Annotated in this window: 12 protein-coding genes and 1 tRNA gene; 8 read left to right on the forward strand and 5 right to left on the reverse strand. The window is 66.5% G+C overall.

Features of this window, described 5'->3' with window-relative positions:
• Positions 1-30: 30 nt before the first annotated feature.
• On the reverse strand, positions 31-1,269 hold the full coding sequence (locus ACIQ42_RS01965; protein ID WP_397420545.1) for a serine hydrolase domain-containing protein: 1,239 nt from the start codon (positions 1,267-1,269) through the stop codon (positions 31-33).
• 159 nt (positions 1,270-1,428) lie between these two features.
• On the opposite strand from ACIQ42_RS01965, the gene ACIQ42_RS01970 reads away from it, so the two are divergent.
• The 3 genes from ACIQ42_RS01970 to ACIQ42_RS01980 all read left to right on the forward strand — a co-directional run bounded on the left by ACIQ42_RS01970 (position 1,429) and on the right by ACIQ42_RS01980 (position 3,905).
• Positions 1,429-2,298 carry an alpha/beta hydrolase gene (locus ACIQ42_RS01970; RefSeq protein ID WP_397420546.1) on the forward strand — a complete coding sequence of 290 codons (870 nt, stop codon included), beginning with the start codon at positions 1,429-1,431 and terminating at the stop codon, positions 2,296-2,298.
• A 76-nt stretch (positions 2,299-2,374) separates the two neighbouring features.
• Entirely contained in the window at positions 2,375-2,845 is a 471-nt protein-coding gene (locus tag ACIQ42_RS01975) for a hypothetical protein (RefSeq protein WP_397420547.1), read from the forward strand.
• Between the two features lie 28 nt (positions 2,846-2,873).
• Positions 2,874-3,905 (forward strand): alpha/beta fold hydrolase, encoded by a 1,032-nt coding sequence (locus ACIQ42_RS01980; RefSeq protein ID WP_397420548.1) that lies wholly within the window; start codon positions 2,874-2,876, stop codon positions 3,903-3,905.
• 3 nt (positions 3,906-3,908) lie between these two features.
• Here ACIQ42_RS01980 and ACIQ42_RS01985 read toward each other — a convergent pair whose 3' ends face one another.
• Positions 3,909-4,649, reverse strand: coding sequence for an SIMPL domain-containing protein (locus ACIQ42_RS01985; RefSeq protein ID WP_397420549.1), 741 nt, complete (start codon positions 4,647-4,649; stop codon positions 3,909-3,911).
• A 104-nt stretch (positions 4,650-4,753) separates the two neighbouring features.
• Between ACIQ42_RS01985 and ACIQ42_RS01990 the strand changes: the two genes are divergently transcribed.
• From ACIQ42_RS01990 to ACIQ42_RS02000, 3 genes are all read left to right on the forward strand, one after another.
• Positions 4,754-4,829, forward strand: a tRNA-Ile gene (locus ACIQ42_RS01990).
• Between the two features lie 154 nt (positions 4,830-4,983).
• Entirely contained in the window at positions 4,984-7,032 is a 2,049-nt protein-coding gene (locus ACIQ42_RS01995) for a hypothetical protein (protein WP_397420550.1), read from the forward strand.
• Positions 7,033-7,161: 129 nt separating this feature from the next.
• The gene (locus ACIQ42_RS02000; RefSeq protein WP_397420551.1) at positions 7,162-7,461 is read left to right on the forward strand and encodes a c-type cytochrome; all 300 of its coding nucleotides are present in this window, start codon (positions 7,162-7,164) and stop codon (positions 7,459-7,461) included.
• A gap of 40 nt (positions 7,462-7,501) precedes the next feature.
• Here ACIQ42_RS02000 and ACIQ42_RS02005 read toward each other — a convergent pair whose 3' ends face one another.
• Positions 7,502-9,973, reverse strand: a complete 2,472-nt coding sequence (locus tag ACIQ42_RS02005; RefSeq protein WP_397420552.1) for a glycoside hydrolase family 3 protein — start codon at positions 9,971-9,973, stop codon at positions 7,502-7,504.
• 74 nt (positions 9,974-10,047) lie between these two features.
• Here ACIQ42_RS02005 and ACIQ42_RS02010 point away from each other — a divergent pair, with 74 nt between their 5' ends.
• Positions 10,048-11,157, forward strand: coding sequence for an S-(hydroxymethyl)glutathione dehydrogenase/class III alcohol dehydrogenase (locus ACIQ42_RS02010; protein WP_397420553.1), 1,110 nt, complete (start codon positions 10,048-10,050; stop codon positions 11,155-11,157).
• A 2-nt stretch (positions 11,158-11,159) separates the two neighbouring features.
• On the opposite strand, the gene ACIQ42_RS02015 is transcribed toward ACIQ42_RS02010, so the two are convergent.
• Positions 11,160-11,807 (reverse strand): EF-hand domain-containing protein, encoded by a 648-nt coding sequence (locus ACIQ42_RS02015; protein WP_397420554.1) that lies wholly within the window; start codon positions 11,805-11,807, stop codon positions 11,160-11,162.
• A 94-nt stretch (positions 11,808-11,901) separates the two neighbouring features.
• Positions 11,902-12,918 carry an MBL fold metallo-hydrolase gene (locus ACIQ42_RS02020; RefSeq protein ID WP_397420555.1) on the reverse strand — a complete coding sequence of 339 codons (1,017 nt, stop codon included), beginning with the start codon at positions 12,916-12,918 and terminating at the stop codon, positions 11,902-11,904.
• A 103-nt stretch (positions 12,919-13,021) separates the two neighbouring features.
• Here ACIQ42_RS02020 and ACIQ42_RS02025 point away from each other — a divergent pair.
• The coding region (locus ACIQ42_RS02025; RefSeq protein ID WP_397420556.1) for a DsbA family protein at positions 13,022-13,510 on the forward strand (489 nt) is incomplete at its 3' end.

Consider the following 13,510-nt stretch of genomic DNA (forward strand, 5'->3'; position numbering starts at 1 on the left):
AGAGATATGGTGAACAATTGGCGCCGGCGGCTAACCCAGGGCGGCGTAGACGATTTTCTGGAACATCGGTCCGCCGATACGCCCGGTGGGGCGTTGGCCCTGCATGGCGGTGACAGCCTCGGGCCCCAGCGGCATGGAGTCCTGGATCAGGAAGATCAGGATCATGTCGTTGGCCGGGTCGGCCTGCCACCAGGTGCCAAAGGCGCCTGGCCAGCCATAGGCGCCCTCGGCGCCGGCCCCCATCCACTGGTGCTTTTCCGCGTCCAGGATCATCGACAGGCCCAGGCCGAAACCCTGACTCAGCCAGAATGGCATGCCCATGAAGCCATGGCCGCGCTGTTCGTCGGTCAGCCGGTTGGCGGCCATCAGCTCGAGGGTCTCGGGCTTCACCAGCCGCACACCGTCGACCTCGCCCCGGCCCAGCATCATCCGTGCAAATCTCAGATAGTCGTCTGCTGTCGAGACAAGTCCGCCGCCGCCGCCCTCGAAGGCAGGCGGGGTCGGGGTGTGCGGGAAGGAGACGTCCTTGAGCGCGCCTTCCGGGGGCGCCTGGTACAGCTTGGCCATCCGCTCGCGTTTTTCCGGCGGAACCCAGAACGAAGTGTCGGCCATGCCGAGCGGTCCGAAGATCCGCGCCTGCAGCACCTCGCCAATGGTTTTACCCTCGATCCGCGCCACCAGGAAGCCAAGCACGTCTGTGGCGTGGCTGTAGTGGAAGCGCTCGCCAGGCTGGTAGGTGAGCGGCAGTTCGCCCAGCGCCTTCAGCCAGGCGTCCGGCGAGTGCGGGTTGGCCAGGGCGTTGCCCAGCTTCTCTTCATGCGCATAGGCGATCGGACCCATCGAGGTGAAGCCATAGGCGAGGCCCGAGCGGTGGGTCAGCAAGTCCTCGACCGTGATCTCGCGTGCAGCCGGGACCGTAGCGTCCACCGGTCCCGTCGGATCCTTCAGCACCTGCATGTTCGCCAGTTCCGGCAGCCAACGGCTGACCGGGTCGTCCAGCTTCAGCTTGCCCTCCTCGATCAGCATCATCACGGCGATGGAGGTCACCGGCTTGGTCATGGAGGCAATGCGGAACAGGGTGTCGCGGGTCATGGGTTGACCGCCTTCGATGTCGCGATGACCCAGCGCATGGGTCTGGATAACCTCCCCCTTGCGCCAGACCAGGGTCACGGCCCCGGAGAGCGCACCCTGATCGATGATCCCCTGAAGCGCGGGTGCCACCTGCGCCAGAGCCGCCGCATTGAATTCTTTCGGCTGAGCTGCGTCCATGGAACCTCTCCTTCGGGTCTGACGACGCCCATAGCGCCGGGCCGGCGGGTCGGCGTCAAGTGTCCGCAAGGGCGCCTTGCGTCTTACGCGTCCCGCGCTTCGTAGTTATTGGGTCCGATTGTCATTGTCCGGTCGTCGACTGGACCGTAACGAGGCTCCATGATTGATCCGAGTATCCCCTTGCGATTGACGCTGGTCGCCGCCGCCGCGGCGCTGACGACGGCCTGTACGCCGCTTGGCCTGTTCGCCACCCTGTCACCCAAGGATCCTGCGACGCGCGTATCGCGTGGCGAGGCCTATGGCGAAAATCCGCGGCAGACGGTGGATGTCTATGTCCCCCGCGCCGCCCGGGGCGCCGCGCCGATCGCGGTGTTCTTCTATGGAGGATCGTGGGAGTCAGGTCGCCGCCAGGACTACAACTGGGTCGGGCGCGCCATGGCCTCGCGCGGGTTTGTCACCGTTGTGGCCGACTATCGGATCTATCCGGAGGTCAGGTATCCCGACTTCCTGAATGACGGCGCGCAAGCGGTCCGGTGGGCGGTGGACAACGCCGCAAGGCTGGGTGGCGACCCGAAGCGTATCGTCCTGCTGGGTCATTCGGCGGGCGCCTACAATGCCGTGATGCTGGGTCTGGATGCGCGATATCTGAGGGCGGCCGGCGTCGACCCGACGTCGGTAAAGGCTGTGGCGGGGCTGGCAGGGCCCTATGACTTCCTGCCGCTGAACGACAGGACCACTCGAAACACCTTCGGACAGGCTGCCGATCTCACCGGTACGCAGCCGCTGAATTACGTGACCCGCACCAGCCCGCCGGCCTTCCTGGCCACCGGCGACAGGGACAGGACGGTGTGGCCCAAGAACACAAAAGCCCTGGCCCAGCTCTATCGCGATGCCGGTGCGGTTGTCGAGGAACGCCACTACGCCGGCGTCGACCACGTGGAGATCATCCTGGCTCTGTCGAGACCCCTGCGAGGCGGTGCGCCGGTGCTGAACGAGATGGCCACCTTCCTTCGCGAGCATGCCGACTGAGGCGGCTCCCGCCTGGCGACGACAAGTTCGCCAATGTGCGCTAGGACAATGGGCGAACCCGTGAAGGTATTCCCCCATGCGCGCGTCGGTCACCGTCCTGCTTGCCGCCAGCCTCCTTGCCCTTGCCGCCTGTGCGCCGGATGCGCCCCCCGGGGTGAACCGCGAGGACCTGGACGCCGCCGTTTCAAGGGCGATCGGCGATCCGACAACCTGCGTTTTGATCGCCGGGGCCGGCTCGAGCCGGGTTCTCTATCGCTACAACACCGCCACCGCGTGCGACCGCGAACTTCCTGACTGCGATGGACCGGGCGCCACCAAGGTCGGCAAGCTTCTGGAAGCCACGGCCCGGGACCGCCAGCCCCGCACTCTGAGCTGCGACAGCGCCGTGGCGCCCGGGCGTGGGGTGGGCTGGGCATCCGGCCCCATCGCGGGCACCGATCTCGTCTATGCCGCCATGATGGAGGGCGAACGCGCCTTCCCCGGTCGGATGATGGCTGACCGCCTGGCCGGGGCTTTCCGCCGTGCGAAGGTCAGCCCTCAGCCCTGAACACGATGCCGTCGACCCGGGAGATCCCATGAGCCACTCTGTCGAAGAGCGCGTGATCAAGAGCGCGCGCCACGCGACTTTCTACCTTGCATGCGGCCCCGAGGCGGGAACTCCGGTCATCTTCGTCCACGGTTGGCCGGAGCTTTCGATTTCGTGGCGCCATCAGTTGCCGGTGTTTGGCGGTCTGGGCTTTCGCGCCATCGCGCCGGACATGCGCGGCTATGGCCGATCCAGCGTGTACGACCGGTACGAGGACTATGCACAGGAACACATCGTCACCGACATGATCGAACTGCTCGACAGCCTGGGCGCCGACAAGGCGATCTGGGTCGGTCATGACTGGGGCGCGCCGGTGGTCTGGTCGCTGGCCCAGCAACATCCGGAGCGATGCCACGGGGTGGCGGCGCTGTGCGTGCCCTACATGCCCGGCGGAATGGCGCCGGAGACCCTCGTCCCGCTGGCCGACCGCACGATCTATCCCGAGGCGGCGTTCCCGGCGGCCCAGTGGGACTACATGCTGTTCTACCGGGAGAGCTTCGCTGCCGCCTGCGCGAGCTTCGAGGCCGATGTCCGCGCCACGGTGAAGTTGCTGTTCCGCGCGGGATCGCCCGACGGTCAGGGTCAGCCTGCGGCCACGGCCTACACACGCGCCAGAGGCGGCTGGTTCGGGCCCGGCGCCCCGGCCCCGGATGTGCCGCGCGACGAGAGTGTGCTCACCCTTGAGGACGAGAACCGCTACGTCGAGGGCCTGACCCGCAACGGCTTCTTCGGCCCCGACAGCTGGTACATGAACGGCCTGGCCAACATGGCCTACGCCGACGAGGCCGCCGCTCGCGCGCACCTGCCCATGCCGGCGCTCTTCATTCACGCGGCCTATGACCATGTGTGCGCCACGCTGGACAGCCGACTGGCCGATCCGATGCGGGCCCACTGCGCGGACCTAACCGAGGCCACCGTCGCGTCCGGCCACTGGATGGCCCAGGAAAAGCCCGCCGAGGTCAACGCCGCGCTGGTCAGATGGCTGGCGGCGCGGCTGCCGGACCTGTGGCCGGTGACCTGACGCTTACCGCGTCAACTCGTAGACAGCCGTGATGTCGACGCGGACGCTGAGTTCGCCCGCCGACACGGGCGACGCACCCTTGGCTTCACTGCGCATCGCCATGGCCACCATTGGCATCGGCGGCTGGGGCGCATAGCCGCCGCCTTCGCTGAGCGTGACGAGACGCAGAAGCCGATAGCCGGTGGCTCGGGCGTAGAGCTCGGCCTTTGCCGTCAGCGCCCGCACCGCGGCCTCCCGCGCTACGTTCTCGGCGGCTGACGGGTCCGACAGGCCGAAACTGATTCCGTTTACCTGATTGGCTCCGGCATTGACGGTGGCGTCGACGGCTGCGCCCAGTTTCTTGAGGTCGCGCACGACGACCGTCACCTGGTTCGACACCTGATAGCCGATCAGAACCGGCGCTTGGTTTTCCACGTAACGGTACTGCGGATTGACGCTCAGGTTCGAGGTCTGGATGTCCTTCTCGGCGAACCCGGCGCTTTTCAGAGTCGCCATCACAGCGGTCATTCGTGTCGCGTTGGCGGCCAGCGCCTCGGCGGCCGTCTTGCCCTCCGTCATGACGCCCAGGCTGATACTGGCCATGTTGGGCGCGACACGGGTTTCACCCGTGGCCGACAGGTTGAAGGTGGTGGCCTTGAACATCGTCTCGGCCGCCGGGGGCGTCGGCTGGGCCATCGCCGCCGACATCGCAACAGTCGTGGTCATGGCCAGGCCAAGGGCGGCGGCTCGCATCAGGGTCTTCATCGACATCTCCAGTCCAGGGTCGGACGCCAGACCCTCGCAATTCCCACATGAACGCAAGCTTTAAGCGACGTGCAGCCCATGCTAACGCCGTCCCCGCGCTGCAGGGGCCTGTAGCTCAATGGTTAGAGCCGGCCGCTCATAACGGTCTGGTTGCAGGTTCGAGTCCTGCCGGGCCCACCAGCAGCCGTTCGCGGGCCAGTCCGTTGCAGGGCGCGCCGTCCCGGTTCACAATTGCGAAATACGGTATGCTGTCAGTTATCGCGGAAGCGCGGTAGGGTGACGACGCGCCGGAATCGCGGGCGGTGATCCGCGTCGGCCTGGGGGAGATGGACGGATGGGGTTTGCGATCAATCGGGTCGGCGTCATCTTTGGCGCGCTTTCTGCCGTTCTGGGGGCTCTGGCCCTGGCGACAGCAACACAGAGCCCTGCGCTCGCCGATGCGCCGTCCGCCGCGCCGCAGATGGTCGATGACTTCCGCCTGCCGGATCAGAACTACCTGGGCCGCCAGCTCTACCGGCTGGGCGACGCCAAGGCCGTGGTGATCATTACCTACGCCAGCGGCGACAAGGCGATCCGGGCCGAGGCCAAGTCCTATATGGACCTGAAGGCGGCCTATGCGGCCCCGGGGGTCGAGTTCATGATGCTGGCCTCGAAAATCGGTGAGACTCGCCCCACAGTGATTGCAGACGCCAAGGCCGCCGGCATCGATATGCCGATCCTGTTCGACTACCAGCAGATCATCGGCGAGAGCCTGGGCGTGACCCGGGCGGCCGAGGTGATCGTGATCGATCCGCGCACCTGGACGGTGGCCTACCGCGGCGCGGTCGTGGGCAAGGGCGGCGAGGCCTGGGCGAGGCAGGCGATTGAGGGACTGGTGGCGGGCCGCAAGGTCTCGATGGCCGCCAATGCGCCGCGCGGCGCCGTGATCGCGTTCCCGGAGCGCGCGAAGGCCGCCAGCTTTGCGAAGATTTCCTACGCCAAGACGATCGCGCCCATCATCCAGGCCAAGTGCACCGGCTGTCACCAGCCGGGCGGCATTGGACCGATGCCGCTCAATAACTATGAGCAGATCAAGGGCTTCTCGCCGATGATCCGCGAGGTGCTGCGCACCAACCGCATGCCGCCCTATATGGCTGACCAGACCGTGGGCCACTTCCAGGATGATGACAGGCTGAGCCCTGACCAGATCAAGACCCTCGTCCATTGGGTCGAGGCCGGCGCGCCGCGCGGCGCCGGGGAGGATCCGCTGGCGAAGATCAAGTTCCAGGCCCCGGAATGGCCGCTAGGCAAGCCGGACGTGATCGTCGAGATCCCGGCGGCGAAGATCCCGGCGTCGGGCGTGATGGAGTATCAGCGCCCCGTCGTGAAGAACGTCATGACCGAGGGCCGCTGGATGAAGGCCACCACCTTCCGGGTGACCGACCGCCAGGTGGTGCACCACATCCTGACCGGCGTGGTCGAGGGCGAGGCCACCGAGGGCCGGACCGCGTCGGAGGCCGAATGGGGCGCCTCACTGGGCGGCTATGGTCCTGGACGCGGCTCAAACCTGCAGCCTGAAAACACCGGCGTGTGGGTCCCGCCCAGCGGCGGCATCGCCTTCCAGAACCACTACACGCCCTATGGCCGCGAGACGGTCGAGAAGACCCAGATGGGCGTCTATTTCTATCCGAAGGGCCAGGAGCCGAAGTATGTGCTGCGCACATTCGGCATCTTCGACTTCACCATCGCCATCCCGCCCGGCGAACAGTTCCACCCGGAGGTCGCCTCCGTTGAGCTGCCCAAGGACGCCATCCTCTATGGCCTGACGCCGCACGCGCACCATCGCGGTGGCTCGGCCAGCGTCTCGATCCGCTATCCGGACGGCCGCGAGGAAATGTTGCTGGCCCTGCCGCGCTATGACTTCAGCTGGCAGTACGAGTACTTCCTGAAAGAGCCGCTGCTGGCTCCGGCCGGCTCGAAGGTGATCACCCGCTGGACCTATGACAACTCCGCCCGCAACCCGGCCAATCCGGATCCGAAGAGGCTGGTGAACTGGGGAGAGCAGTCCTCGGAAGAGATGCTGGCCACCTATTTCCACTACCGCTGGGTGGACGAGACAGTCGCCGACCAGCGTCCCGAGTACGACAAGATGCTGCAGGCCAACCTGATCCTTGGCGTCATGGACGACAACATCGACGGCAAGCTTACCCCGCCGGAACTGCGCGGCCAGATGGGCGACATGCTGAAGAAGTATTTCGCCATGATCGATACCGACAAGGATGGCGGCATCGACAACAAGGAGTTCACTGCGGCGCAGAAACTGATGCCGCGTCGCCAGCGTCCAAACAACAACCCGGCGGCCCCGCCGCCGGTGGCGACCGGCACGCCTGCGGCGGCTCAGTAACGGATTCGGCGCTCGTGTTTCGTCATCCTCCCCTGATGGGGGAGGATGATCCACCAGTTCCGCTTTCAGGCCGTTTCAACACAAGGGAGAGCGGAGTTGGTTGGGCTAGATTGCAGAGGGCTGGGATTGGTGGCCATATTGGCCGTGGCGCTGTCGTTCGGGACTGCCGCCGAAGCCCAGACCTCCGGTCAGGCCGTTTTCGAGGCCCGCTGCAAGGACTGCCATGAGCCGGCGGCGGATCGCGCGCCCAGCCGCGCTGATCTGGCCCAGCGTCCGCAGGCGGAGATCGTGAAGTCCCTGACTGACGGCTTGATGAAGCTTATGACGGACGGCTTGAGCGCGGCCGAGATACAGGCTGTCGCCAGCTATATCAGCAGCATGGTTACGGTGGAGCCGGCCACCACAGCCCCAGCCACCCGGATGCCCTAGGTTCCCTGCGAACGGGGCATCTACCGGCCTTGATGGATCCTCAACACGCTTCCAGCCGCACCGTGCCCTTCACCCGTATGTCGCCCGCCGAACGGCCTACCAGCACCTCATAGTCGCCCGCATCGATCGGCCAGGTCCCGGTTTCCGGGTCATAGGGGGCAAAGGCGCGAGGCTCGAGTGTCAGGTTGACCTGCCGGGTTTCGCCGGGATCAAGCCGGATCTTGGCAAAGGCCTTCAACTCTTTCGGCGGGCGCGGCAGGCGCGGGTCCACCTGCGAAACATAGACCTGAACCACCTCGGCTCCGGGACGCGCGCCCGTGTTTGACACCGTCACCACGAGAGACACAGGCTCACCCGCCTGCGCGGTGTCGGCCATGTGCAGGTCGCTGATTTCGAAGCTCGTGTAGGTCAGGCCATGCCCGAACGGGAACAGCGGGCGCACCCGGGCGGCGTCATAGAAGCGGTAGCCGATCGCCAGGCCTTCCAGGTAGTCGCAGATCAGAGGGTCGGCATTGGGTCTGTGCGCCGGGTGTTCGCCGAACGTCTCCGGGAAGGTGACGGGCAGCCGGCCGCCGGGCGCCCGGTCGCCGAACAGCACGGCGGCGAGCGCGTCAGGACCGGTCTCGCCGGGCAGCCACATCTGCAACACCGCCGCGGCCTGGTCGATCCAGGGCAGGGCGAAGGGCGACCCGGTGTTCAGGACCACGACGGTGTTCGGGTTCGCGGCCAGCACGGCGCGGGCCAGGGCGTTCTGCTCGCCAGGCAGGTCCATATCGGGCCGGTCATAACCTTCAGCCTCTGTCACGGCGGCGGACCCAAGCACCAGGATTACCGCGTCGGCCCTGGCGGCCACCTCGATGGCGCGGGTCATGGGCTCGGCCGGCGTGCGGACGCCCAGCGCCAGATAGTCGTTCTCGGCGCTGGCCGGGACGTAGTCGAGTTCGATACGATAGCCGTGGCCTTCTTCAAGCTCGGCGCTGCCCAGCCATCGTGGCACAAGGCTGCCCATCACGTCGAAGCGGTCCGGTTTCGCGGGATCATCCGGTGAAATCAGGGCCTTGCCGTCCAGGCGGAGTGTGGCCCGGCCTGTGGCGCGCAGGCCGAACTCGAACACGCCGGTCTTCTCCGGCCAGTACCAGCCACTCCAGCGGAACGAGGCGTAGGCCGTCCGCCGCGCCGAAGCGATGGCCGCGCTCACCCATCGCATCAGGTGCTTCTCGAGCCCGGTGCGGTTGGGCTCGCCGGACAGGTCCGCGGTTTCGAAATAGGTTGAGGCGAGGCCCTCGCCCGAGCGCTCGGCGTCGGGGCTGAAGTGGCGCCGGTCCGCGGCCGGCGGGAAGGGGTCGTTGTCGACACCGGTGGCTTCCAGCACGGTCACCCCCGGTCCAAGCCGATCCCGCAAGCCATCGGCCACGGTGCGCACGCTGTCGGTGGTCACCTGCGAACTCCCGCCCCCCTGCAAGAGCACCCGGGTGGCGTTCGGCCCGATCAGGGCTACGGACTTGATGTCGCTGCGGAGCGGCAAAAGGTCGCCGTCGTTCTTCAGCAGGGTCATGGCCTCGCAGGCCGCCTCGAAGGCGATGGCCTTGTGTCGGGTCGTGCGCAGTTCACCGACCGGGCGCGGCGCGCCGTCCATCAGACCGCACCGGATGATCAGCCGCACGATGCGGCGCGCATTGTCCTCGATCTGGGCCGGGCTGACCTGCCCGGCCTGAACCGCCGCCAGCAGCTTGTCGCCGAACCATTTGGCCGGGCCGGGCATTTCCAGATCCATGCCGGCGTTGGCGGCGGGCGCCGTCGAGCGAACGGCCGTCCAATCGGATACGACCATCCCATCATAGCCCCACTCCTCCTTGAGGATGGTGGTCAGCAAATGCCGGTGTTCCGACGCCAGGGTCCCGTTCAGCTTGTTGTAGGACGCCATCACGGTCCAGGGATCGGCCTCGGCGACGATCCGCTCAAAGGCGGCCAGGTAGATTTCGCGCAAGGTCCGCGCATCGACCCGCGCATCGACGTTGAATCGCTCCAGCTCCTGATTGTTGGCCGCGTAGTGTTTCAGCGACGCGCCGATCCCTTCTGCCTGCAGACCCCGGACAAACGCCACCCCCATCACACCCGCCAGATAGGGATCTTCCGCATAGGTCTCGAAGTTCCGACCCCAGGTGGGGATGCGCATCATGTTGACGGTCGGCGCCAGCACCACATGCTCGCCCAGCGCATGGGCCTCGCGGCCGATCGCGGCGGCGACTTCGCTTGCGGTTTCGGGGTTCCAGGTCGCCGCGACCGCCACGCCCACCGGGAAGACCGTCGCCGCCTCGCCCTTGATCGAACGCACGCCGGTGGGGCCGTCCGACATCCGGAGCGAGGGAATGCCCAGGCGTTCGATCCCGTGCAGCGCAAAGGAGCTGGCCCCCGCCATCAGCTGGACCTTTTCTTCCAGCGTCAACTGCGCCATCAGCCCTGCGACCCGGTCATCCAGCGACGTGGAAGGGGCAGGATAGGTGGTGGTCATGAGGCCTCCCGTTGCGCGCGCGCATGGCTTACGGAATGGTATCCGGCGGCCCCGGTGAATCGAAGGACAGAAACATGAAAACGCGCGCAGCGGTGGCTTTCGAGGCCAAACGGCCCCTGGAGATCGTCGAACTGGACCTGGAGGGGCCGCGCGCTGGCGAAGTGCTGGTGGAAATCAAGGCCACCGGCGTCTGCCACACCGACGCCTACACCCTCGACGGGCTGGATTCCGAAGGCATCTTCCCCTCGATCCTGGGTCATGAGGGCGCCGGCGTGGTGGTCGAGGTCGGGCCGGGTGTGACCTCGGTGGCGGTGGGCGACCATGTGATCCCGCTCTACACGCCCGAGTGCCGCCAGTGCAAAAGCTGCCTGAGCCGCAAGACCAACCTCTGCACCGCCATCCGCGCCACGCAAGGCAAGGGCCTTATGCCGGATGGCACCAGCCGCTTTTCGTGGAAGGGCCAGACGGTCCACCACTATATGGGCTGCTCGACCTTCTCGAATTACACGGTCCTGCCCGAGATCGCCCTGGCCAGGATCCGCAAGGACGCCCCCTTCGAGACAGCCTGTTACGCCGGCTGCGGTGTCACGACCGGCGTAGGCGCGGTGGTCAACACGGCGGGGGTCGAGCCCGGCGCCAATGCGGTGGTCTTCGGCCTGGGCGGCATCGGCCTGAACGTGATCCAGGGGCTACGAATGGTGGGCGCGGCGATGATCGTCGGCGTCGACATCAACCCCGACCGGGAGGCCTGGGGCCGTCGCTTCGGCATGACCCACTTTGTCAATCCCGGGGCGATCGACGGTGATCTCGTCGCCCATCTCGTGGCCCTCACCGACGGCGGCGCGGACTACACCTTCGATGCTACCGGCAACACCACCGTCATGCGTCAGGCGCTGGAGGCCTGTCACCGCGGCTGGGGTGAGAGCATTATCATCGGCGTGGCTGAGGCCGGCAAGGAGATCGCCACCCGGCCGTTCCAGCTGGTCACCGGCCGGGTCTGGAAAGGCACCGCCTTCGGCGGCGCGCGCGGACGCACCGACACGCCGAAGATCATCGACTGGTACATGGACGGCAAGATCGAGATCGACCCGATGATCACCCACAAGCTGCCGCTCGACCGGATCAATGAAGCTTTCGACCTGATGCATTCCGGCGAGAGCATCCGCACGGTGGTGGTTTACTGAGGTCAGCGGGGCCTGGCGCTCCGGCCCTGCGCGGCGGTCGGCTTGAGATCGATGAGACGGATCACGCCATCGCCATCCACATCCAGCACGGCGAAGCGCCGGTCAGCTGCGGCGCGGAACTCGTCGGCGCTGACGCTGTAGGATAGATCCGCATCCGCCCCCCGGATCGGGTGGGGCTCGTTGATCAGGCTATAGGGCGCCGCGCCCTGGCTGTAGGTGTCAAGCTCATTGCGGCCGAGCGGCTGGAACCGGCGTCCGCGCTGGGTCAAGGCGCGGCCTGCGCCTGAACGAGTGGTCTCGGGAACCAGAGCGTCCTCCCAGCGGGTGGTCTCCGGCATGTCGATGCGGCCATCGCCATCGACATCGAGCGCCTTGAACCAGGCTGAGGCGTCGGCTCTGAACTCATCGCGCGTAAGACGACCATCGCCATCGCCATCTGCTTCCGCAAACCAGGTCGAGACCGGGTAGGGCTGCCCCGGTTCCGCGCGGAATGGCTTGCCTGCCGGGCTGATGAACAACAGCTGGACGGGTCCCGGCGGGCCGTCGTCGCGGTCGTCGTCATCCAGACCGGGCGGCGGTGCGCCTGCGCTGGCGCAAGCCACGCACAGCAACGCCGTCGCCACGATCAGGATTCCTGTCTTCAAGCGCATGTCTGCTCCTGGTGGTCAGCTCCTGGAACCTGACGCCCGAAAACGGCGCCAGCGTGACCAGCGGCGCACCATGATGCGGATTGCCTCGCCGTGCTCAGTATTTCCCGAACCGGACCTCGGTGCTGCCCACCGGCAAGTCGATGGTCATGCCGTCAAAGGCCAGCCGCCAGTCCAGTTTGCCACCTTCGTCCATGCCCTTGGTGAACGCCTCGGGCGTATAGAACGGCAGGCCCGCCTGGGTGAGGTGGTTAAGCACCAGGGCCTTTACACCCGCGGCCCGGGCCAGGTCCGCCGCCTCCACCGGCGTGGTGTGATAGGTGAGCGTATCGGTCATCAGCGAGCTCATCCGCGGGTTGCCCAACATCTTCAGGCCGCCCGCCATCTGCCGCGTCATGTCGGCGTTCTGGGCTTCGTGGATCATCACGTCAGCGCCCTTCGACGCCGTCGCCAGCGGCGGCCAGGGTCGGGTGTCGCCGCTGATCACCACCGAGCGGCCCTTGTAGTCGAAACGATAGCCATAGGCCGGCGAGATCGGTTCGTGCGCCACCCGGATGGCTGTCACGGTCAGGTCGCCGTCTTTCCAGGCCTCCGCCGTCTGGGCGGCGGCAGGGATCGTCACCACCTTTGCTTTCAGCGTACCGGCGGGGATGTCGAACCTGAACTCGCCATGATCATGGTGAGCCTTGCGAAACTCGTGGTCGTTCTCGTAGGCGAGGTTCATCCCGGTCGCCAGCTTGTCGACCCCGTCCGGGCCCACCACCGCCAGTGGCTGCGGACGACCGGCGACCCAGCTCTGCATGTTGAACTCGCCCAGGTCGCCGATGTGATCGGAGTGCAGATGAGTGATGAACACCGCCTTGGCCGTGGCCAGCGGCAGACGCCAGAGCTGGAAGTTTTCGGTCGCCTCCGGCCCGATATCTACCAGATAGATCGAGCCGCCAGCCTGGATAGCGGTGCAGGGCTTGGCGCGTCCGACCACCGGCAACGGCCCCGAGGTTCCGCAGAAGATAACCTTCAGGGTATCGGGCGCCTGGGCTTGCGCCGGGGCCGACATGAGTGTCAGCGTCAGAAGCGCCAGGGCCGCGCGGCCGAACCATCGAATAGGGGACATGTCCTTTTCCTTTCGTCGCCGCGACAGCACGCGGATATTGTGACACGATGCATGCTACTACTTTTCTGAGGGCCACGACGAGGGTCTAATTGGAGGAACGAAAATGACGCTCAGCTACGATCTCTACTGGTCGTTCCGCTCACCCTATTCCTACATGGTGACGCCGCGTCTGCAGGCATTGGACGCCGAACATGACGCGCATTGCAATGTCCGGGTGGTCTATCCCCTGGCCGTCCGCACGCCCGAGTTTTTCGACAATCGCGACCCGCTGTGGTTCTCCTATTTCATGCAGGATGTGTTCCGCGAGGCCGCCTTCCTCGGACTGCCGTTCCGTTGGCCGCGGCCCGACCCGGTTCAGCAGGCGCCCGGCGTCGGCTACCGGATGGAGCAGCCTTACATTCACCGGCTGACCCACCTTGGTGTGGCGGCGACCGAGCGGGGCCGGGGCCTGGCTTTCCTGGCCGAGGTCAGCCGCACAATCTGGGGCGGCGAGGTCGACAACTGGCACGAGGGCGACCATCTGGCCCGCGCCACCGAACGCGCCGGCCTCGACTATGCCGAGCTCAGCGCCGCCGTGGACGGCAACCCGGAC

Source organism: Phenylobacterium sp. (assembly GCF_044372605.1).
Taxonomy (GTDB): domain Bacteria; phylum Pseudomonadota; class Alphaproteobacteria; order Caulobacterales; family Caulobacteraceae; genus Phenylobacterium.

Bases quoted from the DNA above. Each gene is read 5' to 3' on its own strand.
- ACIQ42_RS02005 (WP_397420552.1), bottom strand. From the start codon at position 9,973: ATGACCACCACCTATCCTGCCCCTTCCACGTCGCTGGATGACCGGGTC.
- ACIQ42_RS02015 (WP_397420554.1), bottom strand. From the start codon at position 11,807: ATGCGCTTGAAGACAGGAATCCTGATCGTGGCGACGGCGTTGCTGTGC.
- ACIQ42_RS01970 (WP_397420546.1), top strand. From the start codon at position 1,429: ATGATTGATCCGAGTATCCCCTTGCGATTGACGCTGGTCGCCGCCGCC.
- ACIQ42_RS01985 (WP_397420549.1), bottom strand. From the start codon at position 4,649: ATGAAGACCCTGATGCGAGCCGCCGCCCTTGGCCTGGCCATGACCACG.
- ACIQ42_RS01980 (WP_397420548.1), top strand. From the start codon at position 2,874: ATGAGCCACTCTGTCGAAGAGCGCGTGATCAAGAGCGCGCGCCACGCG.
- ACIQ42_RS02020 (WP_397420555.1), bottom strand. From the start codon at position 12,918: ATGTCCCCTATTCGATGGTTCGGCCGCGCGGCCCTGGCGCTTCTGACG.
- ACIQ42_RS01965 (WP_397420545.1), bottom strand. From the start codon at position 1,269: ATGGACGCAGCTCAGCCGAAAGAATTCAATGCGGCGGCTCTGGCGCAG.
- ACIQ42_RS01975 (WP_397420547.1), top strand. From the start codon at position 2,375: ATGCGCGCGTCGGTCACCGTCCTGCTTGCCGCCAGCCTCCTTGCCCTT.
- ACIQ42_RS02010 (WP_397420553.1), top strand. From the start codon at position 10,048: ATGAAAACGCGCGCAGCGGTGGCTTTCGAGGCCAAACGGCCCCTGGAG.
- ACIQ42_RS01995 (WP_397420550.1), top strand. From the start codon at position 4,984: ATGGGGTTTGCGATCAATCGGGTCGGCGTCATCTTTGGCGCGCTTTCT.